Raw genomic sequence first — 26,961 nt, forward strand, 5'->3', positions numbered from 1 at the left:
GGACAGCGCGGACCCCTTCGCACCGCTCAAGATGAACGGCGCCGCACACCATCCGCAGCCACGCCCCGCCAGCAAGGAAGTCTGGGAACCAACCCCCACGCCGCTGCCGCTGGAAGCGCCGCTGCCGGCCGACCTGTACCACCCCGGCTTCGGCAAGGCGGTGGCGTGCTGGCACTACCGCGACGCCGAAGGTGCGCTGCTGTTTGTCGTCGCGCGCTTCGAACGGCGTGACGGCCTGAAGGTGCGGAAGGACGTCACCCCCTTCTGCCATGGCCGCCGGGTGTGGACCGACAGCAAGGGCGCGCGGCAGGACCGCACCGGCTGGCACATGAAGGCGCCGCCCGCGCCGCGTCCCCTCTACGGGCTGCCGGCCCTGGCCGCCCGTCCGAAGGCGCCGGTGCTGCTGGTCGAAGGCGAGAAGGCCGCCGACGCGGCGGCGCAGCTGTTCCCGGACCATGTGGCGATCGCCAGCCAGGGCGGCGGCAATGCCGCCTCCCGCGCCGACTGGTCACCCCTGACCGGTCGCGACGTCACCTGCTGGCCGGACCGGGACGACCCGGGCCTCGCCTATGCCAATACCGCCGCGGGTTTCACGCGCCCCAGCACCGGCGCCAAGGCGCGCAGCTTCCGCATCGTCGAGGTGCCGCGCGACTGGCCGGAGGGCTGGGATCTGGCGGACCCCCTCCCGGCCGGCGCCTCGCCCGAGCTGCTCTCCGAGTTGTTGGCGGAAGCGCAGGACGCCGACCCGCCCCAGCTGCCCCCCAACTTCGCCTTCAAGAACACCGGCCTGTGGTTCGACCCCGGCGCCAGCCTGGATGAGGAGGTGCCGGCCGAACGCGTCTTCATCGCCGCGCCCTTCGAGGTGGTGGGCGAGGCCAATGACGGCGCCGGCCAGAACTGGGGTCTGGTGATTCGCTGGAAGGACCGCGACGACCGTCAGCACCAATGGAGTGTGCCGAAGCGCCTGATCCACTCCGATGGCAACCGCATTGCGGAGGAGCTCGAGGAGGCGGGGCTGCACTGCAACCCCAGCGGCAAGGCGCGGAACCTGCTGAAGCAGTTCATCGGTGGCGTGCGCAGCAAGCGCCGGCGGATCTGTGTGGACCGCACCGGCTGGCACCTGGCCAACGGCAAGAACGTCTTCATCCTGCCGGGCGGGGAGGCCTATGGGCCGGCCGCCAGCAGCGTCATCCTGCAGACCGAGCATGCGGGCACCGATGGCGCCTTTCTGGCCGCCGGCACTCTGGCCGACTGGCAGCAAGGTGTCGGCCGCCTGGCGTCCGGCAATCACCGCACCATGCTTGCCATCTGCATCGCGCTGGCCACGCCGCTGATGGACATCGTCGGGGGCGACAGTGGCGGGTTCCACCTGGTCGGCACCTCCCAGACCGGCAAGTCGACCTCCGCCTATGCGGCAGGCAGTGTCTGGGGCAAGGGCGCGCGCGGCGCCCAGGTGCGGCAGTGGCGCGCCACCGCGAACGGGCTGGAGAGCGCGGCGGCCGAGACCAGCGACACGGTGCTGATCCTGGACGAGATGGGCATGGCCAGCAGCAACGAGGTCGCGGACACAATCTACATGCTGGCCAACGGCTCCGGAAAGCAGCGGGCCGGCCGGGATGGCGGCGGCCGCAAGACGCGGACCTGGCGGACGCTGTTTCTATCGACCGGCGAGGTCACGCTGGGCACCAAACTGCTGGAAGCCGGCCGCAAGCTGATGGCAGGCCTCGAGGTACGACTGGTGAACCTCCCTGCCGACGCTGGCATGGGGATGGGCGTGTTCCAGCACCTCCACGACCACGAGAAGCCGCAGGAACTGGCGAAAGCGATCGAGGTCGGGGCGCGCACCAGCTACGGCACTGCCGGGCGTGCTTTCCTGACCCATCTGGTCCGCGCCCGTGTGACGGATGCCAAGGGGCTGGAGGCGCGGGTCAAGCAGGCACAGGCTGGGTTCGCGAAGAAGCATGTGCCGGAGGATGCGGCCGGCCAGGTGCGCAGCGTGGCGGATCGCTTCGCCCTGGTCGGCGCTGCGGGTGAACTGGCCATCGCCTGGGGCGTGCTGCCCTGGCGACGTGGTGAGGCCATGGAAGCCGCCGCCGCCTGCTTCCGGACCTGGCTGGGCGAACGCGGCGGCGTGGGGTCGAGCGAGGACCAGCAGGCCCTGACCCAGGTGCGCGCTTTCCTGGAGCTGCACGGCGAGAGCCGTTTCACGCCGCTGACCCGGACCGATGAGGACGGGGACCTGATGCCGCCCAACCCCGACCATCAGCGCACCCAGAATCGGGCAGGCTGGCGCCGGCGGCTCAAGGACGGGGGTGGCTGGGAATACCTGATCCAACGGGAGGTGTTTCGCTACGAGGTCTGCAAGGGCCTCGACGTTCAGCGGGTGGTCGCGGTGCTGCGCACGGCGGGCGTGCTGATCAAAGGCGACCGGACCGGCTCCGGCACCGTCCGCTTCGGGAAGAAGGAGGACACGGCCCGCGTGTTCCGGGTCAGCGGCGCGATCTTCGCCATGCGCGATATGGTGGGCGAGGACGAGCCGGACGACGAGTGAGGGGGTGAATGTGGCGCGTCACACGCGTTACACCGTCACACCATTGAAAAGGCGGCCTTATTTCGGTGACGCGCGGCATGTCGTCGCGCGTCACCGCGTCACAAAATCGGCTGCCTCGGCGCCCCGAAGACCGGAAGTGTGACGCGGTGACGCGCCGTAACGCAGACCGCGTCACCGGTTTTTCACAATGAAATCAATGTGGTGACGGTGTAACGCGTGTGACGCGCGGATTTTGGGGAAGCAGACCAAGCTGATGACGGAGATGCGGCGACAACGGGGGCAGGGGGCAGTCACGCCCTGGGAGATTCGCGAGCAGATGAAGGCCTTGGCCCAAGCGGGCGCGCCGGCCGACTGCGCGGAGATCATCCTGCTGATGCACTACGAGCGCAGCCGTGAGGGCTGGGAAGGCAATGGATGGCTGGCCGCCCATGGGCGCCATCCTGACTGGCCTCGCTTCGCCGCGGCGCGGGTGGCCCAGGCCAACTTCGCGGCGCATGATCCGGCCGTCGCCGAAGAGCTGCGGCGGCGATACCCGCCTGAGGTCAGCTGGTGCCTTCCGGATGGGATGACGCAGTGGCGGCCGGCCACGGTGCCACGCACCCGCTGATCGCACTGCCCCCTACCTGTGCGGTCCGCTGTGCCAGGCGGAACTGGCTACGCTGAACTGGGATTTTACCTAGGCTCCGCTCGCGAGGGACAGGTTTTACGGCCTTAACGCGATAAGCGGACGAGGATGTCGAACTCCTCAGGCGCCATAGGGCGCCCAAAGTGATAGCCCTGTACCTCCTGGCAACCCTCGCCGCGCAGCAGCTGCACCTCCCGCTCGTCCTCCACACCCTCGGCATTTGATCGAATGCCCAGGGACCGGCACATCGACAAGACCGCACGGACGATGGCCGCAGCGTCGCCGTCTTCCGTCATCGCGCGGATAAAAGATCGGTCAATCTTGATCTTGTCGAAGCGAAATTTCAGGAGGTAGCCGAGGCTCGAATAGCCCGTGCCGAAGTCGTCCATTGCGAGCGTGACGCCTAGATCGCGTAACTTCCAAAGCGACTTCAGGTTTTCGTCAGTGTCTGACAACAAGATCCCTTCCGTCACCTCGAGTTCAAGCCTTGCTGGGTCCAGCCCTGTCTCTGTCAGCGCCTCCCAGACGTCGTCAAAGAAGCCGGAATGGCAGAACTGCACCGGCGAAACATTCACTGCGACGCTCATGTAAGGGGGCCAGCTCATAGCCTGCTGGCATGCCTGACGAAGCACCCACCTTCCAATGGGAATGATCAGGCCCGTCTCTTCGGCGAGGGGAATGAACTTCTCCGGCGAAACCTGTCCTCGCGCCGGGTGGTTCCAGCGCAGCAGAGCCTCAGCACCCACCAGGTTTTGGTCCGACAAGTTCACCTGAGGCTGATAGTGCAGGGTCAAGGCGCCGGCAGCCAGCGCTGCGCGCAGGTCGATTTCCATGGACTTTCGTTCTCGCAGACGGGCATTCATTCGCGCCTCAAAGAACCGATACGCGGCGCGCCCTTCTGCCTTCGCCTGATAGAGTGCGACGTCGGCCTCCTGCTGCATTTCCTGCACGCTCGTTGGGGACGCGCGGTCACGCAGCGAGATCCCGACGCTGACGCCGACCACTGCCTGATGCCCGTCCAGCGAAAACGGCTCGCTGAGGATGATGACCAGTCGTCGCGCCAGGGCTTCGGCGTCCTGAGGTTGGCTTACGCTGCTCTGCACAATGCCGAATTCATCCCCGCCCAGCCGTGCCAGCGTATCTGTCTCGCGCAAGTTGGCCAGCACCCGCGTTGCCACGGCCTGAAGCAAGCTATCGCCGGCGGGATGGCCCAACGTGTCGTTGACGTCCTTGAAAAAATCGAGGTCGAGATACAGCACCGCCACCGTCCCGCCGAATTGCCGGGTGCGCAACAGCGCCTGGCTCAGACGCTCAGTGAAAAGCGCCCTGTTCGGCAGTCCAGTCAGTGGATCATGCGTGGCCAAGTGCGTCGCCCGCTCCAACGCCCGTTCCAGTACGCGAAGCGGAAGGGTGTGCAGCGCGAAGAAGGCGCCGAGCGACAGGGCCAACGCCAAAATGGCAACGCCGGCTGTCTCCAGCAGCACGGAACGAAGAGAGTGGGACACCGCCACAATGCCCGCCCTGGTGCCGGCATCGTAAACTGGCTCTAGGGCGGTGACTTCGGGCCAGGCGCTCGGCTCATCCAATTGTACCGACGCTATGACGACGCCTGCGGCATCCATCACGCTGCGTCGTCCGGTCAGAGCGCCAAGCCCCAGCAGTCCCTCCGCTCGGTGGCTCTCGAAGCGCCAGAAATCTGGATTGCGGTTGATCATGTCGGAGATCGCCGCCGCGGCGACCCGTGCCTCTGCCCGCGCCGCCGCCTCGTCTCGCGCATGGGCACTCAGGAAATGCGTGAGAGGCATGCCAACCGCGACGCAAAGGGACACGATCAGCGCAACAATCGTCACGCGTCGCGCAAGCGCGCGGTCAACATACGGTCGGCCCGACGTCATCAACGCGGGGCGCCAGAGGTTGCTGCGTAGCCATATTGCGCGAGGAGCTGCCGGCTCTCCGCGCCGGACAGAAATTCGAAGAAAGCCACGACCTCTGGCGGCGCTGCCGTCTTGGTCATCACGTACAGGTCCCGCGTGAGCTGCCACTCCCCCGACGCCATAGTCGCGAGACTGGGCGCGACGCCGTCGAGCGTAAGCAGTGACAGGGTGCGCTTTTCCGCGAGCGCCTGACCCAGGCTGATAAGGCCGAATGAGCCCCGCACGCTCTCCAGCGCGGAGGCGTTGTCCTGGTCCGTCGCGGCGGTGATGAGGCCAGGGCGCCTCTGCGCCGCCTGCACGGCGCGCGCCATATCGGGCGAGAGGCTGGCGAGCGCCGCCCAGTCCGCCTCAGTCGCCGGCCGGCGGATCAGGCGAACGGGCACGCCGCTCGGCCATTCCGTCATGTCGCCCGCATACACCCGAATCAGGTCCCTGCGCGAAATCGCATCGATGCCGTTCCCAGTATGTGCGGCAAAGACCAAAGGTGTGCGCGCAAATAGTAAGTCGCGCTGCCCGTTGCGCTCCGCCTCCGTAAGCGGACGAACCGACACAGCGATTTGGACGACACCGGCGCCGAGAGCCCGCAGCCCACCGCTGCTGCCCAGGCTTGGCAGTATCTCGATAGTCGCCGCTGGCGCCACCAACCGATATGCGTCGGCGAGCATTTCCATGATCGCCAAGGCACTGCCAGTTCCACCTACACGAAAGGGCTGGATGGCCTTGACGTGGCGCTGCGGCAGTAGAACGCACGTCATTCCGATACCGAGTGACAGTCGCCGACCAAAAAGCCGGCGCCCCGCTGTACTTGGCGGAATGGCGCCAGTATTTGAGAAGGAACGTTGCATAGAGCACTCTCCTTCTGCCTGATATCTTGGATATGCGTAGAGCTTAAGGGAGCGCCACTCAATAGAATTCGGAGCGGCCGCGTTCAGCTTCCAACAGGCCAGAGTATCCGCCCGGGCATTTAGGCCCGCAGCGTGACGAAGCTCTCCTCACCCCTCTGCGTTCTGTGATAATTCTCATCCTGGCGCCGGGCGGGGGCCCGCCGCCTTGAGGCCCCCTGCATCACCTCTTCGACTCCGACGACACCCCAAAGGCCCGTGGATCACGTGGCAGGTTCTGGGGTAGGTCTTCGGATAGCCTGGGACAGCCACGCGCCACCGCCACCCCGGCGGTGGAGCCCCGCGCCCCGCCATCGCGCGCCGCCCCTGCCGAGGCACGCCCACCCGTTCCGACATTCGGCGCCGCGGACCCTCCGCCGGCGCCCGCGCGCGCTTGGAGGCGCCCCATGAACATGACCCGCGTCCAGCACCTGGCGGCCGCCCGGCCGCAGGCGCCGATCTATGATGCCGAGGTGGTGCAGTACCGGCTGGAGGAGGCCGGGGCGACGCTTCTGGCGCTACCCTCCAAGGGCTGCCTGCCGGCCGGCTATCGCAGCAACTGGCCGGAGGTGCTGGTGAATGCGGCGGAGGCCTATGGCTACGGCCCCATCACCATCAAGGCGCCGGCGCCGAGCGCGCGGAAGGTGACGCGCATGGACGAGGCCTTCGGCTGGATGAAGCTGGTGCCGGAGGACCGGATCAACCACCGGCGGATCCTGCTGCTGCGGGCGCTCACCAGCCCGATCACCGGCCGGCATCGACACAGCTGGCGATCGATCGGGGCGATGTTCGGCTGGGACTACCGGGCGGTGCAGCGCTGGCATGCGGAGGGCATCAGCTGGATCGTGATGGCGCTGTACGCGCAGCAATGCGGCGGGGCGGAGTGGGCGCGGTTGTGGCGGGAGGAGCGGGAGGGGCAGGGGAGCTTGGCACGCGGGCGACAGTTCGGCAGCTGACGACCAGTAATGACGGAGACCAGGAAAAGCCCGGCCTCGGTCCCCGCCGCGATGCGGCGTTTGGTACTCACGACTCATGCGACGCGGACGACGCGCTAGCGGGAGAACTATGTGACAATGAAGTACTTGCACCTGACGGCGCGGTGGAAGAGCCGAATATGGCCTCATCTGTGATGAAGTGGCCGATCTGCCAATATCTCAGAAATCTCCCGATTTCAGACTTCCGGTGGAACGGGTGGAATAGCGCCCTAAGCATCTCTCCGTAGTCTTCATAGCGGCAACGAATCATCTGTCGGAGCAGGTGAGATGTCGCTCCCTTGCAATAGTTCCGCAGCTTTGGCACGCGCCATGCCAGCAACAGAAAATGGAAAACAACCCGCACATGAGAAGCGGGATCTGCGATTTCCCCGCCAATGCTTTTGCTGATTTGAGCAAATGTGCGGCCCGGCGCTTTGCCTTCAGTAGCATCTAGCTCAAGGGCGTCCGCTAAGTCAGTGCTCGTGATTGACAGGTAGCTATGGCCTGCTTCGATTAAACATGCAAGCAACTGGATATACCGCGGTCGCGTGATATGGCCGCGAGCGTTCGCCTCGAGTAAGACGGCCTGAGTCCAGCATGATGCGTCGAAGCCGATGAAGTGCCCGAGCCGCCGCACAAAGATATCATCAGAAAGCAGCAACAAATCGCGCTTTTGGGCGATAACTAGCGCGTCAAATATATCCGTCGCACCTTGTCCGAGGAGCTCGCGCACGCCGTCTGGAAGATCGTCGCCAGCGATTAACGGACAAATCGTTGCTCTTGATTCCATCCATTCGACGGCCAACGAGCAATTTTTGGAAAGCTCGGAAATAGCGCTCGCAGAAAACTCCGAGATGACAATTCGGCCATTTTCGTAATGAGCATGCTTCGTGCCACTTTCTAGGTTTGGCATGAGCTTGTCACGCCGGGCACGCATCCGATCTAGGACCTGTTGCCCAACGTGGATAGGACCTCCGACAAGTTCGAGAGTGTCAAGTATGCCAAGGCGCCAAGCCGTCCAGAAGGAGTGGAGGTCAAGGACCATCCCGCGCTGGTTATTAGCTGAAATGGCTCGCGTAGCAATTACGCGCTCTTCTGGCGAGCCATCCGCCGTTTTTAGCTTGCCGCCTTGACTGACAAGGCCTTCGGCGGCGTCGATTACATCCAGCCCGAGGCGGGCGGCCAGAACCGCTAATGGCCAATCATTTTCTCGGAAGTTATCCAGCTCCTCTTTCACACTTTCAGCGCGTGCCTTTAGAATGGCCATCATCTCGTCTAGGCCGCCCGGCTCGCCGGGGGCTACGCTAATGCTTTTCAGAGATTCACTTCCCGGAAACCGGGCTTCGAATTCCTCGAGCACCTTGTGGAAGCGCGCCACTACCTTGTGGCGGAGCCTCGTAATTTTGCCCCGTCGGCCATTAGGTGCGCTAAACTCGGCGCCGGTAGCTAGCCCCATTAATTGTTTAACAAGGGGAAATGTAGGTTCGCGCGCGTCGCCATCCAGCCGTCGAAGGTACGCATCCGGCTCAACGATAAAGAAATTTGTCGAACCATCGTCGTACGCTACATCGACCGCGATATGTGGGGCCACGATTTCGGCTGCCCAAATATCCGGAGCTCGAGGCGCACCAGTACCTTCCCCTAGCACAACGGAAGTCAGCGACATCCAAACGCGAGGGTTATCTCGATGTTCAAGGAACATTTTATACGCAAGGATCGCGGCTCGCTCTCTGTAATTGAATTTGCAGAGCAGTGCTATAACCTCAAGCCGATCCTTTACGTTCGTACTCTTCATCGCCTCCAGGGGGTGCTGAACCTCGACTTCAACCAATGATCGCTTGTTTTGGCGAAGGAGAACCTGAATTTTAAACAGCCGAGCGGCAAGATTGTCAGGTTCCGCTTCAGCGAGGCTGGTAATCGCGTCGCGGCAAGACTCAAGATGCCCAATATTCCACGCATGGGCTGCTGTACCCCAGAGCACTGCTGGCAGCGCCCGAAGTCTAGGTGATGCCTTTTCCAGTGCCTGATAGAACGCTTCATCTCTGCGGGCTGCGGCTAACGTTCTAAGATAGAACACCGCAGTAGCTGTGGGTCTGTTAAGATCGACATAATCATCCAGCAACAAGCTAGCCTTCTCGGCCAAACCAGCATCGTCGAGTTCGGCCGCAAGGAAGCATCTGTGTTCCATCGGGGCGTCACTTCCCAGAGCATCGGCTAAGTTTGCCAGCTCTGTCCTGAACTCCTCATCAGCTAGACCTTCTTCGTGGCGCTTCCGCAATTCAAAGACGGCCGGCGCTGGATGGCTTGGAGATGCTCGCCGAAGTGCAGAGATGGCACCTGGCAGCACGTCGAGTCGCCGCGTCGCAAGCCCCGCCTCGGCAATCAAATTCCACCGCAAGAAAGATAGATCGGGGGACAGTTGCCCCTCATCAAGTGAAAGGGCTTCATTCAACGCGGTGAAGGAGTCGGACCCCGCGAGAAGCTGGATGCGGAAGATCTGGTTCTGTGCGTCTGTATCACCCTCAAGCAATATAATTGCTTCGGACGGCCGCCCTCCAGCCGCCAGTGCCACCGCCATTTGAAGGCGCAAAAGCGGATCCTCGCGCAACGCGTTCGGTGCGCGCTTTAGTAGCAACTCGATGTCGTTATAACGCCCGCACAGACGTAGCAGGACGCAGGCGTTGTTGATGTGTGCTCTCAGATTGTCCTGGTCAGAATATTTGATGTCGAGTAAGTGGCCCACGAACGCGCACAACTCTTCAGCCGCCTGAATAATCTGCTCAGCCGAGACGGGCCCAACACCGCCAGGTAACATTTTTTCGGTCTCAGTTGCCAAAGACAGCACAGCAACTGCGTTAATCGGCACGAACTCCGGGATGCCAATGTGCCGCTGAGCGAGTGCAATGCAGCTCGTCTGCCAACCAGGTCGCTGGCGTTTCCGGTAGGCCTCGGCGAGTCCCAGGTCTGCTGCTACCGAATCCTTCAACTCAGCGGGAATAAGGTCAGACGGGTCTTCTGTTGACCCAGAGAGTGTCGCGGCCTGCATCAGACAAGTTAGGGCAAGCTCTGGTCTGGGAGTACCGGCCAACGCTTCACGCGCTGCCGACATGGCCTCAGAAAAATTCCCTTGCAAAAGCCGGGCTAGTGCGAGATGAGCTTTGGCAGCCGGTTCGTGCGGGCAAATCGCGTAAGCAGCTTCGAATAAAACTACCGCTCGATCAAGATGCCCGAGTTGATACTCGACGGCTCCTAAATTAGCTTCTATGCGGTAGAGCGCGCGGGGGTAATTCTCAATTCCGGGCTCAGCCTTCATTCCAAGTAGGCCATTGCGCGCCAAGTCAGGATGGCCATGCTTACTTAAAAGATCGCGAAAGCCATCTATGCGCGCGTGAAGAACCGGATCTTCAGTGGCAGGATCTGAAAGACCCTCCGCTTCGTTCGGCAGCGCTGGCGGTAGGAGCGCCGGCAACCGCGACCCTAGAAATCCGATAAGTCGATCTGCAATTGCCTCTAAAGAATTGCCTGGCCGCAAGTCGTCAAGGTTTATCTCTGGAGGAGGCGCGGGAAAGCCCGTGCCTCCTGCCGTGAAAACGTCGTAAGCTTCCGGATGCCTGGCAATGACAAGCTGAAGTTGCTCCCACCCATATACAATAATGCGGATGGTGAAGCCTTCCTTCGTGAGCTGATCTTGCACCTGTCGAGCGGCATCTATGGCCCGGGCATCATCAGGAGATGTAGACGCGAAGATGAATTCTCTCAGATTCTTGAAATGCCTTGCGGCATCTCTGCAGTCTTTGAGCATCGCCGCATATTTTAGCGGCTTCTTGTATAGTCGGCATTGAATCGCGACCCCATGATTTGGGTCTTCATCGCGACAAGCCAAAATATCTATCCCGTACTGCGTCTGCCCATTTCGGCCATACTCAATGGTATGTGGGTCTCGAAGCTCATTCCGAAAGAGAAGGACACAGTTTCTTTGGAAGGCCTGCCAGTCTTTGGGTTTTTGTATTTCGAGCGCCATCCGAGCAATCAGCGGGAGTTGCGCTGATGAAGGAGCGACGGCAAGATTCGTTGAAGCAGGCGGTGGGAATTTATCCGGCTTCGCGATCGTCACACGATGAGCCTCGCTGTTAGGTTTGGACACCTGAGCGCAACACGCTGCATTGAGGTCGTTTCCCTTCGGACATCAAATGCTGCCCGCCGAGTTCTTTGACGACGTTAGGCATAGCTTATCGAAGAAGGCTTCCCTCAGCCGGATGGTCGACGCTGTGCAGCCGCCTCCAGCCCAAGCTCGATCAGCCGCCGGATGGCCTCAGCCTCGGTGTTGATGCGGTTCTCAAAGCGGTAGTTCTCCACCTTCTCCGTCAGATCGGCAGGTAGAGAGACGAGCTTGCGGCTCGCCATCGATTTAGGGCGTCCCATGCCCGGAGCTTACCCGCATCACCGCATCATCGCATCACAAAAAGCTTGACCCGGAGTTTGTGATACAGTGATGCTGTGTATCGCAAAAGGGGTGTACCTTACGGTGCACCCCTTGGGCCAAGGGAGCGCCGCGATGGAGCTTCCTTCAGGGCGGCCGAGGGCGTGCGGGAACACGCCTCCCGGCCTGACCACAACCCGGTTCAGGAGCGAACCCGGCCATGGCTACAGGCACGCTTACCACCCTCGACTTCCGGGGAACCACCCTCTTCGCCGTGGAACGGCCGGAGGGAGTTTTCGTCGCTATCACCCCGATCTGCGATGGCATGGGCATTGATGCGCGGCGGCAGCGCGAACGCATCCAGGATGATGAGGTGTTGCGGGAAGGGCTGGTGATGCTGCCCATCCCCTCCGCCGGCGGCACGCAGGAAACCACCTGCCTGCGTCTCAGCCTGGTTCCCGGCTGGCTGATCTCGATCGAGGTCGGCAAGGTCCGCGAAGAAGCGCGGGATGCCGTGCTGGCCTATAAGCGGGAATGCCACGAGGTGCTGTTCCAGCACTTCTACGCCCGCAGCCGGGGGAAGGAGGAGTTGAGCCTCCGCGACAAGGCCTTCCTGGTGGACAAGGCGGAACGTCTGTTCGGCGTCGATGCCGGGCGGCAGATGTGGTTCAAGCTCGGCCTGCCGAGCGTGGAAGCCATCGCGGCCCAGGGCAGCCTCTTCCCCCGCGCCGGGGAAGGCGGTGCGGCATGACGCGGCGGGAAGCCCTGGCCCTCGGCGGCAGCGCCACCTTCCTCACCGGCTTCGGCCTCGGCGCCGGCGTGGCGCAGGATCGGGACGCGGCACTGCTCACCCTTCTGGCGCGCTTCGATGCGCTGGAACAGCAGCGCCGGCGGATGCTTCTGGCCATCGGCGATGACAGGGCGGCGGAGGAACATGCCGAAGCCGTGCTGGACGCGCTGGAGGCGGAGCAGGCCCAGCTCCACCCCCTCATCTGCGCGTCCCGCGCCGGCACCCTGGCCGGCCTCCACGCCCGCGGCCTCTCGCTCACCCAATGGGCGCCGCAGCTGCTGGCCCCGGCGGAGCCAGCCTGGGATCAGCAAGCGGTGGCTGCCGTGCTGCGGGATCTGGTGGCGCTGCCCGGAAACATGAACGCCGTGTCATTTTCTGCTTGATCACATGGCGGCTTCTGCGGTAGCGGAAGCGCCACAATGCCCATAGAGGGCCGGCACGCCCCACGCGTCGCCGGCCTGCCCCTCAGAAGCCCTCGAGCCATCCGGTTCGGGGGCTTCGTCGTTTCCGGAGGCGGCCGCGCGCAGGTCGACGGCCCCTTAACATCCCGTCAAACGTCCGGATGGGCCTGTAAGGCCGGGCGCCGCGGCAGATGGCCCGCGCATCTGTACCAACGCAGTCAACGGACGTTTGCGGATGGAACACCCGTAGAATGCCCCGTCCCCGGCTCAGGGCGCCCGTACAGGGCCCGGCTGGCGGACCGCTCTTCATCGCCTACTACCGCGTCTCGACCGACCAACAGGGCCGCAGCGGCCTGGGGCTGGAGGCTCAGAAGGCCGCGGTGGCCACCTTTGTCGCTTCCAACCCCCTCGGCCGCCTGGTCGCGGAGTTCGAGGAGGTGGAAAGCGGCAAGCGGGTGGATCGGCCGCAGCTCGCCGCCGCCCTTGCCGCCTGTCGCGCCCGGCGCGCGGTGCTGGTCATCGCGAAGCTCGACCGTTTGGCGCGCAACGCGCGTTTCCTGCTCTCCGTCGTCGAGGGTGTCGGCGATGCCGGCGTTGCCTTCTGCGACCTGCCGCAGATCCCGCCCGGTCCGACCGGCAAGTTTCTGCTGACCCTCCTCGCGGCGGTCGCTGAGCTCGAGGCCGGGCTGATCAGCCAGCGCACCAAGGCGGCGCTCGCCGCGGCGAAGGCGCGCGGCGCCAAGCTTGGCGGGCCGCGCATCGTCCGAGGCTTCGACACTGCCACATCCCGCGCCGGCCGAGCCGCGCAGACCGAACGCGCTGCAGCCTATCACCGCGACGTATGGCCCTACATCGAAGCCGCCAGAAAGGCGGGCGCCACATCGCTCCGGGATATCGCTGCAGCGCTCACCGCCCGCGGCGTTCGGCCTCCCTCGGGTGGGGAGGTCTGGCACGCATCGCAGGTGAAGCGCCTGATGAATCAAGGAAGCCAGAGCTGATGCCGACCCCCAGGAAATCCACCGCCCGCACCAAGACCACCACGGTGGCGCCGGTGACGCGGCCGCAGATCCTCGACCGCAAGGTCATCGCCGATGCCGGCACCTATGCGGTGAACAAGGCGGAGATCGATCGCCTGACCGCGGAGAACGAGGCGCTGAAGGTCACGCTGCTGCACGCCATGGGGCCGCATGAAAGCGTCATCGCCGGCAACCGCGTGCTGACGCGAAGCTCCCACGCCAGCACGCCGGCGACCGAGAACGTGGTGATCACCAAGGCGATGATCGGCCAGATCATCCCCGGCAAGAAGGGCCGCAAGGGCTACACCACCCTGAGCGTGCAGTAGCGGCTTCCAGCAGGCGCGTGCGGCCTCAATGGGAGGTCGACTCTTTCCATGCTTGGACCTGGCGCTTGAGCTCCACGAGGCATTCTCGCGACTCTGGTGAGAGGCCGGGCTTGGCCAACTCCCTTTCCAGCTGCGCCAGCACCGCCTTCTTCGTCGTTCTGGGGCTGTTGAAGGGGATGATCGTCATGCGCCCTCCCTTGGCACAGATCATATCATATCGACAATGAGAGTGGGCTGGCGATGCTCGACATCCGCGCTGACTTCCGCCCGCTGACGCGCCGGCTGGATGATGTGGCGCGCAACCAGCTGCCCTTCGCCACGGCGCGCGCACTGACCGACATGGCGCAGGCCGCCGCTGTGGCCAACCGCCGCGCGCTGCCCAGCATCTTCGACAGGCCCACGCCCTTCACCCGCAACAGCATCGCGGTGACGCCGGCTCGGAAGAACAACCTGGTCGCGCGGGTCTTCGTGAAGGACCGCCAGGCCGAGTACCTGCAACTGCAGGAGACGGGCGGCACGCGCCAGCCCGCGCGCTCGAAGCATGGCGGCACCGGCAAGGGCCAGGCGCTGATCATGCCGAAGGCCATCGCCCGCAACGCATTCGGCAATATCCCGCGCCGCGGCCTGGCCGCGCTGCAACGCCGCAAGGACGTCTTCGTCGGCAAGACGCCATCCGGTGTCGGCGGCTTCTTCCGACGCCTGGCCAGCGGCGCGCTGCAGCCGCTCGCGCTGTTCATCGGCCAGGCCCGCTACAAGCCGCGCTTCGGCTTCCGAGATCGCGTCATCAAGGTGGCCACCGCCACCATGACGCCTGCCTTCCGCCAGGCGCTGGCCAAGGCCTTGGCCACGGCGCGGCGCTGAGCTCGCGCCGCTCCCGCGCTCGGCGACGCTCCCCCCCTGACGGAGGTGCGAGGTCGGCCGAGCCCGGTGACGCGGCGCGGCGGGGCAGGGGGGACCCACCCCCCCGGTTTGGGTCCTTCCTGCCCCCCACCCCCCGCACGGGATGCTTCGCACCCCGATCCATCCCCAGCTATGGGTGAAAAAAGGTGTCCGCACCCCCGGAAGACGGCATCTCCATTCGGGAGTTCGCGCGGCGCGAAGGGTGCAGTGACCGGCTGGTGCGGCGCGCCGTCGAGCAGGGCAAACTCCATGCCCTGTCGAATGGAAAGCTAAATCCCGAGCTGGTCGGCACGGGTTGGCGGCACGGCAATCGGCATCCCGCGGCGGGTGCGGACAGGGGTGCGGACACCCTGTCCGCAGTGTCCGCACCGGTGTCCGCACTGTCCGCACCCGCGGAGGAGCCCCAGGGCACCGCATCGCGCCGCCGCCGACGCGCCGAGCCCGACGCCGAGGGCGAATCCCTCGACCTCGACGCCTTTGCCCGTCGCGTCCTCGCCGGCGATGCGCCCGACCTCGCGCAGTCCGAAAAAGTCAAAGCCGCCGCCGCCGCCCTCAAGGGCATGGTCACCGCCCGCAAGGCCGCCGGCGCCGTCATCGACATCGAGCTCGCCGAGCAGGTCCTCTTCAACAGCGCCCGCGCGGCGCGCGATGCATGGCTGAATTGGCCGGCCCGGGTCGGGCCGCTGCTGGCCGCCGACCTCAACCTCGAGGCGGATCGCGTCTCCGAGGCCCTGACCCGCTATGTCCACGAGCAGCTCGAGGAGCTCGGCGAGCCCGAAGCCGATTTCACCGCCCCTGGCGAGCCCGACTGACCGCCTCTCCCGCGCCTGGCGCCGCGGCCTCACGCCGCCGCCGCGGATCTCCGTGCCCGAATGGGCCGATCGCTACCGCCACCTCGCCAAGGGCGCCGGCTCCCGCTCCGGCCGCTGGCGCACCGCGACCGTCGAAGTAGCGCGCGGGCCGATGCTCGCGGTGACGGAGCCCGGCGTGCACACCATCAGCGCCATGGTCTGCACCCAGCTGATGAAGACCGCGCTGCTGGAGAACGTCTTCGGCTACTTCGCCCATCTCGACCCATGCCCCATCCTCCTCCTCCAGCCGAAGGAGGCCGCGGCCGAACAGTTCTCGAAAGAGCGCATCACCCCCATGGTGCGCGCCACGCCGGTGCTGCGCGACCTGGTTGGCTCCGCCAAGACGCGCAACGCCGAGGAGACGCTGCTCTTCAAGAGCTTCCCCGGCGGCTTCCTGGCGCTGGCCGGCGCCGGCTCGCCGGACAACCTGGCGCGCCGCCCCATCCGCGTGCTGCTCTGCGACGAGGTCGACAAGTATGTCGTCACCCGCGAGGGCGAGCCGATCGATATCGCCGAGGAGCGCCTCGCCAGCTTCGACTTGAACTGGCTGTCGCTGCGCGCCTGCTCGCCGACCGTGGAAGGCAGCAGCCGCATCGAGGCGGCGGAGGCCTCCAGCGACCAGCGGCGCGCCTCCCTGGCCTGCCCGCATTGCGGCCACCGCCAGTTCCTCGACTTCTTCCGGCACGTCCACTGGGACAAGCCGGAGGGCGTGCACCGGCCGGAGACGGCGCGGATCTATTGCGAGGCCTGCGGCACCGGCTGGAGCGAGGGCGACCGCCTGCGCGCGCTCACCACGGCCCGCTGGCACCAGACGCGGCCCTTCACCTGCTGTGGCGAGCGCCAGGCGTCGCTGGATGCCTACGAGGCCCGCTGGCGCGCCCTGCCGAAGCAGGGCGGCACGGAGGCCGCGGTGGACGCCACTTGGCAATGGTGGGCCGGCCGGCGCTATGCCGTCTACCGGGCCACCTGCCGGCACTGCGGCGGCTGGGCAGTGCCGAACAAGCATGCGGGGTTCCAGGCCTCAAAACTTTACTCGCCCTGGCAGCGCGACAAGCCGGCCGACGTGGCGGCGAAGTGGCTGGCGGCGCAGGGCGATGAGGAGAAGCTTCAGGTCTGGTGGAACACCCAGGCTGCCAAGCCCTACCGCCAGCACACCGGCAAGGCCCTGGCGCTGGATGCGCTGATCCGCCGCGCGAAGAACTGGCCGGGCGTGGTGCCGGAGGGGGTGGCGGTGCTGACCGCCGGCCTCGACGTGCAGCAGGATTGCGTGGTGCTGGAGCTGGTGGGCTGGGGCCACCACGAGGAATCCTGGTCCATCGCCTATGAGGTCTTCGAGGGCGATCCCGGCAGCGATGCGCTGTGGGACCAGGTGGACGCCTATTTGCTGCAGCGCTTTCACCGCGACGACGGCCGGCCCTTCGCGATCGAGGCCGCCTGCATCGACACCGGTGGCCACCACACCCAAAAGGTCTATGCCTTCTGCAAGGCGCGGCTTGGCCGGAAGATCTGGGGCATCAAGGGCGAGAGCGCCCAAAAAGGTGCGCGCAACCCGGTCTGGCCGACGAAGCGCCCGACGCCGGCGCACAAGGCGAGCTACCGGCCGATCATCCTGGGCGTGAACAGCGCGAAGGACGTGATCCGCAACCGCCTGGCGCTGGAAGAACCCGGGCCGGGCTTCATGCATGTGCCGGCGACGCGGGACCTCGGCTGGTACCAGCAGCTGACGGCGGAGCGGCTGATCACGGTGAAGTCCGGTGTCAGCCGGTACCGGGTATGGGAGCCGATACCAGGGCGGCGGAATGAGGCTCTGGACTGCCGGGTTTATGCCTATGGCGCGCTGTGCGGGCTGCTGCACTTTGGGCTGCAGCTGAACCGGCGGGCGGATATGGCGGCCGTCGTCAATGCGGGGACGCATGAGTTGCCAACACGCCCCGCATCAGGCGGGCGGGTGGTGAGCGAGGCTGCCGAAGCACATGCCACTGCCCGTTCCATTCCAGCGCCGAAGGCGCGTTCTGGACGCTGGGTCAGCTAAACGACATGCCGACCGCTGGCCAAAGCGCCCGTATGCGCCCCCTGAGGCAGGCTGGCTGCCGCCGGTGCATCTGCGGCGGTCACCTCCCTCGACCGGCGCCCGTCATACTGCGCTGCCACGGCCACGAGCCTCCGCCGAAGGCCTCAGTCGACGGCATGGCCCGTACGGAAAATTGATAAATCGTCTAATATTTTACTTGAGAGGTATAGATTTAAAGCCTAGTGAACTTGTACAATTTAAGTATCCAGTCATGAAAAAAACAATAAAAACATCAATTAAGGCGCTCAGCTTACTGCTGAGCGGGGCGGCCGCTATTGCTGTCTCCACGCCTGCGCTGGCCCAGTACACAATGCCATCGGAGCCCAACACCGGTCTCGGTCATGGGCCGAGCGCCAATCAAGATAACTGTCCAGGTTACAATAGAGCTCTCGAAATGGCAGCCCGATCGCAAGAGCGTGCCGGCAAGCCAGCTGAGGCAGCGCGCCTGCGGCGGATGAAACAAGTTTGTGGGTCGAACACGCCGCCCCGATTTCGCGCTGCTCGATAGCGCGGGCCGGCGCGCGCAGCTTTCGCGCGGTTGGCTGTGCCGGCGGCGCCGTTCATCCGCCGTGGCCAGCGTCCTGGAAGCGCCTTAGCCCTCGCATGGCGGGACGCCTCGATAGCCAGCCAGGAGGGCATTCGCATGGGCGCCGCGGGCCGGTGCGCAGTGCAACGCCACCGCCGACGGGTCTGTCCCGCCTTGGGCGTCCGCCCGTCTCTGACGACCTGGAACCTCCCGGTGCTCCCGAGGAACCCCCATGTCCGCGACCATCACGAAAGGCACCTTCGCGGGCATGACCCGCGAGGCCCTTACGGCTACCCGCGCCAAGCTCCAGCAAGCCCTCCTCGACCTCGCCATGGGCGAAAAGACCGTCTCGGTCGGCTACGCCGCCGGTGGCCTTTCCTCCCGCACGGCCACCTTCACCGCCGCCGATGAGGCCCGCATCCGCGGCCTGATCCGCCAGATCAACACTGCCCTCGGCGAACCCCGCAGGGCGCTCGATGTGGTGTTCCGATGAAACGCGCCCGCTCCGCCGGCCAGGTCCTGCGCGCGCGCCGCCTGCGCGCCCAGGCCAGCGGCGTGCCGGGCGGCATCGGCGGCGCCTTCGCCTATGACGCGGCCAACCTGTTCAGCCAGGAAAGCGCCACCTGGCAGCCCTGGCTCCGCTCGCCCGATGGCGAGATCAACCACGACCGCGACCGCATGGTCGCCCGCTCGCGTGACCTCATCCGCAATGACGGTTGGGCAACCGGCGGCGTCACGCGGATCCTCGACAGCGCCATCGGCAGCCAGTTCCGCCTGGTCGCCAAGCCCGACTACCGCGCGCTGGAACGCTTCTCGCCCGGCTTCGACGCCAGCTGGGCCGACGACTTCGGCCGCGTCGTTGAGGCCGAATGGCGCATGTTCGCCGACGATCTCGGCCGGCACTGCGATGCGGAGCGGCATCAGACGCTGACCCAGATGTTCTGGGTGGCGCTGCGCCACAAGGTGATCGACGGCGACAGCCTGGCCTGCCTGCTCTGGACGCCGGAGCGCGTCGGCGCCGGCGGCGCGCGCTACAGCACCTCCGTCCAGCTGATCGACCCGGACCGCCTCTCCAACCCCTATGGCCAGATGGACACGCTGACCCTGCGCGGCGGGGTGCAGCTGGATGTCGCCTCCGCCGCCGCGGTCGGCTACCACATCCGCCAGGCGCATCAGGGCGACGTCTATGCCGCCGTGCCCTCCATGCACTGGGACTACTTCCCGCGCGAAACGCCCTGGGGCCGCCCCATCGTGGTGCATGACTTCGACCGGGAACGCGCCGGCCAGCATCGCGGCACCGGCATCCTCACGCCGATCCTGGCGCGGATGCGCATGCTCTCCCGCTACGACCAGGCGGAGCTGCAGCAGGCGCTGCTGCAAACCGTCTTCGCCACCGTCATCGAATCCCCGCTCGACCGCGAGGACCTGGCGCTGGCCACCGCCGGCGACGAGATGATCGGCGCCTACCAGCAGCTGCGCGGCGAGCACCATGCCGCCAACCCGCTGATGATTGGCGGCGTCAAGGTGCCGCACCTGGCGCCGGGCGAGACGCTGAAGAGCCAGAGCGCCACCCGCCCGAACAGCGGCTTCGAGGCTTTTCAGTCTGCCGTGCTGCGCGCCCTGGCGGCGGCGACGGGCCTCTCGGCCGAGCAGCTGACCTGGGACTACAGCAAGACGAACTACAGCAGCGCCCGGGCGGCGATGCTCGAGGCCTGGAAGACGGCGATCCGCCGGCGGGACTGGTTCGCCACGGGCTTCGCCAACCCGATCTATGGCGCCTTCCTGGAGGAGGTGCTGGAGCGCGGCCTGGCGCCGCTGCCGCGCAATGCACCGCCTTTCGCCGAGATGCGGACGGCCTATGCCCGCTGCCGCTGGATCGGCCCGGCGCGCGGCTGGGTGGACCCGGTGGCGGAGCGGCAGGGCGCGGTGCTGGGCATGGAGGCCGGGCTGGGCACGCTGGAGGACGAGGCGGCCGAGCAGGGCCGGGACTTTGAGGAGAACCTGGATCAGCGGGCGCTGGAGATCCGCATGATGCAGGAGAGGGGCATCCCGCTGCCGACTTGGGCGGCAGGGTCGCCAAATCGGCCGGCGGAGAAGTCAAAGTGATGCGCCGAAGCTAACAGTAATTCAACAATTCGTGATCATATTTGGGACAGTCTCGCCCGGCTCGTCGGGCTTCCCTAAAGGTCCCGAACCCCCCATGCGCCATCTGTCCGATCTCCGCATGAGATCCAAGTTTGCCGTCGCCTTCGGCACCCTGCTGCTCGTCGTGATCGCGATGGGCGTCGCCGCCGTCATTGAGCTGGGCGGTATCCGCGACGATGCCCGCCAGCTCGGCCGCCGCTGGGTGCCGGAGACCGAGGCTCTCGGGCGCTTGAACGAGGCGGCCGTCCGCTTCCGGCTGAGCCAGGCGAATTCCCTGATGGGCGACGACGAAGGCGTGCGCGCCAGCGCCGCCCAGCGCCTGGCCTCGGCGCGCAGCATGTTCACGGAGCAGCAGGCGAGGGTCCGCAGCTTCGTGACCTCGGCCGAAGGCTTCCGGTTGCTGGATGTCATCGAGCGGGAATGGCAGGCGAACCTGGCGCTGGAGGGAAGGCTCGCCGCGCTCATCGCCGCCGGCGACGTCAATGCGACCGCCCGCTACTTCAATGGTGAGATGATGCAGACCTCCCTGCGCCTGCGCGCCGCCATCTCCTCGCTACTGGAACTGGCCAGCCAGATGGCGCTTACGGCGGCGGAGGAGGCGGAGGCGACGTACACAACCTCCCTCTGGCTCATCGGTCTCTGCACCCTGGCCGCGATGGTGATCTGTGCCGTGGCGGCGCAGTGGCTCAACACCATGGTCGGCAAGCGCATCGTGCGGCTCGCCGGGGTGACGCGCCAGCTCGCCACCCGTGACTATGCCTTCGAGCTGCCTTGCCTGGTGCGCCATGACGAGATCGGCGACCTGGCCCGCGCCATCGACGCCTGCCGGAGCGGCCTTCAGCAGGCCGATGCCATGGCCGCTGTGCAGGCAGCCGAACAGGTCGAGAAGGCGCGGCGCGCCGAGCGCCTGGCCGTGCTGACCCAGCACTTCGACGGGCGTGCCGGTGAGATGATCGGCGCCCTGTCCTCCGCCGCGACGGAGCTGGATGCGACGGCGGAATCCATGACCACCATCGCGGCCCGCACCTCGACCCAGGCCGGGGAAGTCGCCGATGCCGCCGAACAGGCGAATGGCAATGTGCAGACGGTCGCCGCCGCGGCTGAAGAGCTTTCGGTTTCTGTCCAGGAAATCACGCGCCAGGTGGCGCAGTCGACCGAGGTGACCAGCCAGGCCGTCTCCGCTGCCCGCAACACCGACACCACGGTGCGTGAGCTGGCCGAGGGCGCCCGCCGTATTGGCGAGGTGGTGCAGCTGATCGGCGATATCGCCAAACAGACCAACTTGCTGGCCCTCAATGCGACAATCGAGGCCGCACGCGCCGGGGAGGCCGGCAAGGGCTTCGCCGTGGTGGCCTCCGAGGTCAAGACGCTGGCGAGCCAGACGGCGAAAGCGACGGAGGAGGTGGCCTTGCAGATTGGTAGCATCCAGGCTGCCACGGAACAGGCCGTGCTAGCCATCAGCAGTGTCAGCGGCATCATCGACAATGTGAACCAGATCTCCGCCGCCATCGCCGCTGCCGTTGAGCAGCAGGGCGCGGCGACAAGGGAGATCGCCCGTAATGTTCAGGAAGCCGCTGACGGCACCAGCCAGGTCACCAACACGATCGGTGAGGTCGGGCGGGCGACCCGCGAGACGGGACAAGCGGCGAACGACGTCCGCTCGGCCGCGGGCCAGGTCGCGCAGCAGTCCGAAAACATGCGGCGTGAGGTCAACAGCTTCCTGCGCGAGGTTCAGGCGGCGTAGCCGCGCTGACCCGCGACTACCCCAAAGGGCAGCCGTAGTGGCTGCCCTTTTCATTTGTGGAATGCCCGTGACCCGCTTCCCCCATCTGGCGCAGCGCCTCTTCAACACGCCCATCGCCATCCATCCGGCGAAGGCCGAGGTGGTGATGGCGGCGCTGGCGGATCGGCTCGGCATCGCCCGCCTATTCAGCTCCGGCCAGCTCGTCGCCCTGCGCCCGCAGGCCTTCGACGAGGATGAGGCCGCCGTGCAGCGCGGCCCGCGGGAGGACGACGCCAAGGGCTACCGCATCGTCGGCGGCGTCGCGCTGATCGAGGTCAGCGGCACCCTCGTCCAAAAGCTCGGCACGCTGCGGCCCTATTCCGGCATGACCGGCTATGACGGCATCCGCCTGAACCTGTTGGCCGCGCTGCGCGATCCGGACGTGCAGGCCATCGCCTTCCTGATCGACAGCCCTGGCGGCGAGGTCGCCGGCTGCTTCGACCTGGCGGACACCATCCACAGCCTGCGCGGCCAAAAGCCCCTCTGGGCCATTCTGGACGAGAACGCCTTCTCGGCCGCCTATGCGCTCGCCTGCGCCTGCGACCGTATCACCGTGCCCCGCACCGGGGGCACCGGCAGCATCGGCGTCATCGGCATGCACGTCGACTTCTCGGAAGCGCTCTCGCAGTCCGGCATCACCGTGACGATGATCCGCTACGGAGAGCACAAGGCCGAGGGCAACCCCTACGAGAAGCTCGAGGCCGCGGCGCGTGCTCGCATGCAGGCGGATATCGACACGATGGGCGAGCTCTTTGTCGAGACCGTCGCCCGCAACCGCCGCCTGAAGGCCTCTGCCATTCGCGGCACCAAGGCCGAGACCTTCCTCGGCGCCGCCGGCGTCGCGCTCGGCCTGGCGGATGCCGTGCAATCCCCCGACCAGGCCTTCGGCGCGCTGTTCCGCAGCCTTTAGCGCCACCCCACCACTCCACCCCCGACGAGGTTTCGATGTCCCGTTCCCGCAAGCCCGCGGGCGCGCCCGCGCACGCGTCCAAGCCCCGCAAGCGCCAGGCCGCCGAGGCGCTCCCCTTCGCGCATCTGATCGGCGCCGACGCCGTCACCGCCTCTGGCAAGCCTGCCGAGGAGGAGGACGACGACAAGGACGAGGATCGCCGCGACGCCTCCGCCGCGGAGGATGACGACGACGAGAAGGATCGCGCGGCCGAGGATGACGACGGCGTCGACGACAAGGATCGCGCCGCCGAAGACGAGGAGGACGACGAGAAGGCCGAGGATGACGAGGAGGAGGACAAGCCGAAGGGTTCCGCCTCCGCCCGCCAGTCGGCCCGCGCCGCCACCAAGGCGGAGCGCGCCCGCTGCCGCGCCATCTTCACCTCGAAGCACGCCGCCGGCCGCGTCGCCGCCGCCTGCAGCCTGGCCTTCGACACCGGCATGTCCGCCAAGGCCGCCATCGGCGTCCTGAAGTCTCTGCCGCGCGAGGGCAGTGCCGCCGGCGCCGGCCAGCCCAGCCTGTCCGACCGCATGGCCGCGCTCGGCGGGCCGCGCCCGACCGGCACCGCGCCCGCCCCCTCCGGCCGCCAGGCCATCACCAGCTCCTGGGATGCGGCCGCGCAGCGCGCCGGCGTCGCCCGGAAGTAGTCGAGGACCCCCCGATGCCCAGCCCCGTCCTGAACGAAGGCTTCCACGCAGGCGCCTTCCTGATCTCCGAGGCCAATGGCCACCTGTCGCGGGAGGTCGTCACCATCAACAACGGCGGCGGCACCGAGATGGTGCTGCAAGGCGGCCTGGTGCTGGCGCGGCTCACTGCCGACAGCTCCTATGTCGCCTACGACAATGCCGGTTCCGATGGCAGCGAGACGGCCCGCGCCATCCTCTTCAACCCGGTGCTGATCCCGGCCGGCGCGTCGCGCAAATGCACCGTCATCGCCCGGCTGGCAGAGGTGAATGCCTCCGAGCTGGTCTGGGCCGACGGGGTCGACAGCACCGGCATCACCGCCGGCCTCACCGACCTGGCCACCAGCTTCATCATCGGCCGCTGAGCCGCGCGCGACGCGCCCTGGCCTGGGAACCCCCTCACCATGACCATCATGAACCTGTTCCGCACCGACGCCTTCTCGGCGCTGGAACTGACCAGCTATGTCGATCGCTACCCCTATGCGCCGACCGGCCTCGGCAGCCTCGGCGTCTTCGAGGACAAGCCGATCCGCACCACGGCCCTGGCCGTGGAGGAGCGCAACGGCCAGCTCATCATCATCCCCACCTCCGATCGCGGCGCGCCCCTCAAGCAGCGTACGACCGAGAAGCGCAAGATGCGCTACTTCGAGGTGCCGCGCCTGGCCCATGCCGACACCATCCGCTCCGCCGAACTGCAGAACATCCGCGAATTCGGTCAGGAGACGGTGCTGATGCAGCTCCAGACGGAGGCCGCGCGGCGCCTCTCCGGCCCCACCGGCCTGACCATGAACATGGAGGTGACGTGGGAGCTGCATCGCCTCGGCGCGGTGCAGGGCATCCTGCTGGATGCGGACGGTTCAACCCTGTTCAACTGGTTCTCGGAATTCGGCGTGGCGCAGCCGGCGGAGGTCGCCTTCGACCTGACCGGCACGCAAACCGCCGGCACGCTGCGCAAGAAATGCGCGAAGGTGGTGCGGCAGATGATGCGCGCGGCCCAGGGCGCCTGGACGCCGAGCACCCGGGTGCAGGCCATCGTCGGCGACGACTTCTGGGATGAGCTGGTGGCGCATCCCGACGTGGTGCAGACCTACGTCAACTGGAACGCCGCGATGGAGCTGCGCGGCGGCACCGCCTTCCAGTCCATGCCCTTCGGCGGCATCGACTGGATGAACTACCGGGGCACCGACGACAACACGACCATCGCCGTGCCGGCCGACAAGGCGAAGTTCTTCCCCGTCGGCGCGCCCGGCGTCTTCGAACGCGCCTTGGCGCCGGGCGAAAGCTTCGACTGGGTGAACACCCCCGGCAAGCCGATCTACATCCAGCCCATCATCGACCGCGACCGCAACGCCGAGTTCACGATGGAGGCCTACTCCTATCCGCTGCATATCTGCACGCGGCCCGGGATGCTCCAGCGCGCGCGCAAGGGCGCCTGACGCCACCATGACGATCGACTTCGCTCGGCTGGATGCGGCCGTGATGGGCGCCTTCCGGGAGGTGGAGCCGATCCTCTACGGCCCGCGCTTCGAGCCCGACTTCGAGGTGCCCGGGATCTTCGACACCTGCATGGTCGAGGTGCCCGAGCCGGGGGAGGGGCCTCCGGTGCTGGTGGCCCGTACCACCCTCGCCATCCGTGCGGCGGAGCTGCCGCCCGGCTATGCGCCCAAGCCGCTGGATCGCGTGTTGATCCGGAACATCACCTACGACGTCACCGGCGCGGCGCTGCCGGACGCCGAGGGTTGGATCTTGTTGCAGCTGGGCCGCCTGGAATGACCGTGCAGCATCGCGTCGCGGTGCGCGATGCCGTCGCCGTCCTGCTGGCGGAGCGCGTGCCCGCCCTGCGAAAGCGCGTCTACCGCGCCCGAACCTGGCCGCTGTCGGAGGACGAGCTGCCAGCCGCCCTGGTCTATGGCTGGCAGGAGGAAAAGAAGCGCACCGGCGGCACGTCGTACCGGTCCTTCTACGCTGTCTCCTTCATCCTCGCCGTCGAGCTGCGGCTCGATGCCCGATCCCGCGATGCTGTCGCGCTGGAAGCCGAACTCGAGGAACTGACCGGCGCGGTGACAGAGGCGGTTCTGGCAGCAGGCGAGTTGCTGCTGCCGCCCAACCGCAAGATCGAACGGATCGACGGCGCCAAAACCACCCTCGGCATCGACACCAAGAGCAGCGAGGTCGCGCTAGGCTCGGCCCTGGTCGCCTTCGACATGGCTTGGACCGAGGTTTTTGACACGCCGTGCCCGCCCATCGACTGCGAGGACGCCAGCCTCGCCTTCCGCCCCATCGCGCCCCGCCGGGCGTAGGAGCCCCCCGCATGTATGTGATTCCCGCCGAGGGCCTGAAGGTCCCGGACCCGACCCTGCGCGACCACCTGCCGACCGAGGGCCGGGAGGTGCCGCGCGACGCCTACTGGATGCGCCGCCTGCGCGACGGCGACATCAACGAGGCCACGGCGCCGGCCGCGCTGGCGGCGGGCGAGGGCTAGGCTATCCGATCAGCATCAGATCGTGGGATGGCAAACTGAAAGCGCTTGTCATGACATCGTCGTTTCTGACGATGCCCTCCGCACTGGCCAATTCCGAGCCATTGGGCGCTTGGAAGCGTAGCAGGAAGTGCTCGTCCGCTTCCGCTACCGCATCGCGGAGCACTCTCACCTTGACGATTTGCGAGGCCTCGCCGGCGGCGAAGTTCACCATGCCGCCGGGCAGGACACCATTCTGGAAATCCGCGGCATCGGTCGCATTGGCACCGCTACCGGCCACCGACCAAGCCACCTGGCTGGCGCTCGACAGGTCACCGCTGCGCGTCACCTCATAGCTGAAGACGCTGACCCCAGTCCCCGTGCCCTCGTTCAGGTCGCCGACCAGCGTCGCGATCGACAGGCTTGGCAGCGCTGCGGCATCATCATTCCGAATGACGCCGCTTGCGGTAGCCTGGTTGATCGTGGCGCCGCTTGGCGAGGCGAGCGTCACGGTGAAGCCTTCATTCGCCTCCGCCACCGCGTCGCGGACCACGCGAACCTTGACGATCTGCGAGGCTTCACCGGCGGCGAAGCTCACCACGCCACCGGGCAGGACGCCATTCTGGAAATCCGCGGCATTGGCCGCATTCGCACCGCTTCCCGCGACCGACCAGCTT

26 protein-coding genes are annotated in these 26,961 nt (G+C 66.4%); 20 read left to right on the forward strand and 6 right to left on the reverse strand.

Annotated features, from left to right (window positions below; genetic code table 11):
- The first annotated feature begins 31 nt into the window (after window positions 1-31).
- Complete coding sequence (locus ACVFYP_RS07440) at window positions 32-2,551, forward strand: DUF927 domain-containing protein (protein WP_499199490.1); 2,520 nt, start codon at window positions 32-34, stop codon at window positions 2,549-2,551.
- 253 nt (window positions 2,552-2,804) lie between these two features.
- Entirely contained in the window at window positions 2,805-3,158 is a 354-nt protein-coding gene (locus tag ACVFYP_RS07445) for a hypothetical protein (RefSeq protein ID WP_499199491.1), read from the forward strand.
- Window positions 3,159-3,262: 104 nt separating this feature from the next.
- Here ACVFYP_RS07445 and ACVFYP_RS07450 read toward each other — a convergent pair whose 3' ends face one another.
- Entirely contained in the window at window positions 3,263-5,026 is a 1,764-nt protein-coding gene (locus ACVFYP_RS07450; protein WP_499199492.1) for a putative bifunctional diguanylate cyclase/phosphodiesterase, read from the reverse strand.
- Between the two features lie 44 nt (window positions 5,027-5,070).
- Entirely contained in the window at window positions 5,071-5,955 is an 885-nt protein-coding gene (locus tag ACVFYP_RS07455; RefSeq protein ID WP_499199493.1) for a PstS family phosphate ABC transporter substrate-binding protein, read from the reverse strand.
- Window positions 5,956-6,398: 443 nt separating this feature from the next.
- Between ACVFYP_RS07455 and ACVFYP_RS07460 the strand changes: the two genes are divergently transcribed.
- On the forward strand, window positions 6,399-6,947 hold the full coding sequence (locus ACVFYP_RS07460) for a DUF6362 family protein (protein ID WP_499199494.1): 549 nt from the start codon (window positions 6,399-6,401) through the stop codon (window positions 6,945-6,947).
- A 67-nt stretch (window positions 6,948-7,014) separates the two neighbouring features.
- On the opposite strand, the gene ACVFYP_RS07465 is transcribed toward ACVFYP_RS07460, so the two are convergent.
- Both ACVFYP_RS07465 and ACVFYP_RS07470 read right to left on the reverse strand, forming a co-directional pair.
- Window positions 7,015-11,079 carry a PIN domain-containing protein gene (locus ACVFYP_RS07465; RefSeq protein WP_499199495.1) on the reverse strand — a complete coding sequence of 1,355 codons (4,065 nt, stop codon included), beginning with the start codon at window positions 11,077-11,079 and terminating at the stop codon, window positions 7,015-7,017.
- Window positions 11,080-11,213: 134 nt separating this feature from the next.
- On the reverse strand, window positions 11,214-11,369 hold the full coding sequence (locus ACVFYP_RS07470) for a hypothetical protein (protein WP_499199496.1): 156 nt from the start codon (window positions 11,367-11,369) through the stop codon (window positions 11,214-11,216).
- Between the two features lie 236 nt (window positions 11,370-11,605).
- On the opposite strand from ACVFYP_RS07470, the gene ACVFYP_RS07475 reads away from it, so the two are divergent.
- The 4 genes from ACVFYP_RS07475 (at window position 11,606) to ACVFYP_RS07490 (ending at window position 13,918) form a co-directional block, all read left to right on the forward strand.
- A complete protein-coding gene (locus tag ACVFYP_RS07475) occupies window positions 11,606-12,136 on the forward strand; it encodes a phage antirepressor N-terminal domain-containing protein (protein WP_499199497.1) in 531 nt (176 codons plus the stop codon).
- The gene (locus ACVFYP_RS07480; protein WP_499199498.1) at window positions 12,133-12,558 is read left to right on the forward strand and encodes a hypothetical protein; all 426 of its coding nucleotides are present in this window, start codon (window positions 12,133-12,135) and stop codon (window positions 12,556-12,558) included. The genes ACVFYP_RS07475 and ACVFYP_RS07480 overlap by 4 nt, the downstream gene beginning before the upstream one ends.
- Window positions 12,559-12,827: 269 nt before the next feature.
- Window positions 12,828-13,574, forward strand: a complete 747-nt coding sequence (locus ACVFYP_RS07485; RefSeq protein ID WP_499199499.1) for a recombinase family protein — start codon at window positions 12,828-12,830, stop codon at window positions 13,572-13,574.
- On the forward strand, window positions 13,574-13,918 hold the full coding sequence (locus tag ACVFYP_RS07490) for a hypothetical protein (RefSeq protein ID WP_499199500.1): 345 nt from the start codon (window positions 13,574-13,576) through the stop codon (window positions 13,916-13,918). The genes ACVFYP_RS07485 and ACVFYP_RS07490 overlap by 1 nt, the downstream gene beginning before the upstream one ends.
- A gap of 25 nt (window positions 13,919-13,943) precedes the next feature.
- Here ACVFYP_RS07490 and ACVFYP_RS07495 read toward each other — a convergent pair whose 3' ends face one another.
- Window positions 13,944-14,105, reverse strand: a complete 162-nt coding sequence (locus ACVFYP_RS07495) for a hypothetical protein (RefSeq protein WP_499199501.1) — start codon at window positions 14,103-14,105, stop codon at window positions 13,944-13,946.
- Between the two features lie 53 nt (window positions 14,106-14,158).
- On the opposite strand from ACVFYP_RS07495, the gene ACVFYP_RS07500 reads away from it, so the two are divergent.
- The 13 genes from ACVFYP_RS07500 to ACVFYP_RS07560 all read left to right on the forward strand — a co-directional run bounded on the left by ACVFYP_RS07500 (window position 14,159) and on the right by ACVFYP_RS07560 (window position 26,308).
- Entirely contained in the window at window positions 14,159-14,779 is a 621-nt protein-coding gene (locus tag ACVFYP_RS07500) for a hypothetical protein (protein ID WP_499199502.1), read from the forward strand.
- Between the two features lie 185 nt (window positions 14,780-14,964).
- The gene (locus ACVFYP_RS07505; protein WP_499199503.1) at window positions 14,965-15,630 is read left to right on the forward strand and encodes a hypothetical protein; all 666 of its coding nucleotides are present in this window, start codon (window positions 14,965-14,967) and stop codon (window positions 15,628-15,630) included.
- Between the two features lie 52 nt (window positions 15,631-15,682).
- On the forward strand, window positions 15,683-17,701 hold the full coding sequence (locus ACVFYP_RS07510) for a phage terminase large subunit family protein (RefSeq protein WP_499199504.1): 2,019 nt from the start codon (window positions 15,683-15,685) through the stop codon (window positions 17,699-17,701).
- Window positions 17,702-18,498: 797 nt separating this feature from the next.
- Entirely contained in the window at window positions 18,499-18,759 is a 261-nt protein-coding gene (gpW, locus tag ACVFYP_RS07515) for a gpW family head-tail joining protein (protein WP_499199505.1), read from the forward strand.
- The gene (locus ACVFYP_RS07520; protein ID WP_499199506.1) at window positions 18,756-20,372 is read left to right on the forward strand and encodes a phage portal protein; all 1,617 of its coding nucleotides are present in this window, start codon (window positions 18,756-18,758) and stop codon (window positions 20,370-20,372) included. The genes gpW and ACVFYP_RS07520 overlap by 4 nt, the downstream gene beginning before the upstream one ends.
- Window positions 20,373-20,490: 118 nt before the next feature.
- Window positions 20,491-22,155: a methyl-accepting chemotaxis protein gene (locus ACVFYP_RS07525; protein WP_499199507.1), complete on the forward strand. Its 1,665-nt coding sequence runs from the start codon at window positions 20,491-20,493 to the stop codon at window positions 22,153-22,155.
- Between the two features lie 61 nt (window positions 22,156-22,216).
- Window positions 22,217-23,104: a S49 family peptidase gene (locus ACVFYP_RS07530; protein ID WP_499199508.1), complete on the forward strand. Its 888-nt coding sequence runs from the start codon at window positions 22,217-22,219 to the stop codon at window positions 23,102-23,104.
- Window positions 23,105-23,139: 35 nt separating this feature from the next.
- Window positions 23,140-23,790, forward strand: coding sequence for a hypothetical protein (locus tag ACVFYP_RS07535; RefSeq protein WP_499199509.1), 651 nt, complete (start codon window positions 23,140-23,142; stop codon window positions 23,788-23,790).
- Window positions 23,791-23,804: 14 nt separating this feature from the next.
- Complete coding sequence (locus ACVFYP_RS07540) at window positions 23,805-24,191, forward strand: head decoration protein (RefSeq protein ID WP_499199510.1); 387 nt, start codon at window positions 23,805-23,807, stop codon at window positions 24,189-24,191.
- 39 nt (window positions 24,192-24,230) lie between these two features.
- Window positions 24,231-25,262, forward strand: coding sequence for a major capsid protein (locus tag ACVFYP_RS07545; protein WP_499199511.1), 1,032 nt, complete (start codon window positions 24,231-24,233; stop codon window positions 25,260-25,262).
- Window positions 25,263-25,269: 7 nt separating this feature from the next.
- Window positions 25,270-25,599 (forward strand): head-tail joining protein, encoded by a 330-nt coding sequence (locus ACVFYP_RS07550; RefSeq protein ID WP_499199512.1) that lies wholly within the window; start codon window positions 25,270-25,272, stop codon window positions 25,597-25,599.
- Window positions 25,596-26,126, forward strand: a complete 531-nt coding sequence (locus tag ACVFYP_RS07555) for a hypothetical protein (protein ID WP_499199513.1) — start codon at window positions 25,596-25,598, stop codon at window positions 26,124-26,126. The genes ACVFYP_RS07550 and ACVFYP_RS07555 overlap by 4 nt, the downstream gene beginning before the upstream one ends.
- Window positions 26,127-26,137: 11 nt before the next feature.
- Window positions 26,138-26,308, forward strand: a complete 171-nt coding sequence (locus ACVFYP_RS07560) for a DUF2635 domain-containing protein (RefSeq protein WP_499199514.1) — start codon at window positions 26,138-26,140, stop codon at window positions 26,306-26,308.
- Window position 26,309: 1 nt separating this feature from the next.
- Here the strand turns inward: ACVFYP_RS07560 and ACVFYP_RS07565 are convergent.
- Window positions 26,310-26,961, reverse strand: a 652-nt coding sequence (locus tag ACVFYP_RS07565) for a Calx-beta domain-containing protein (protein WP_499199515.1), incomplete at its 5' end; no start/stop codon positions are given.

The sequence above is a fragment of the Roseomonas sp. F4 genome (genome assembly GCF_053891155.1).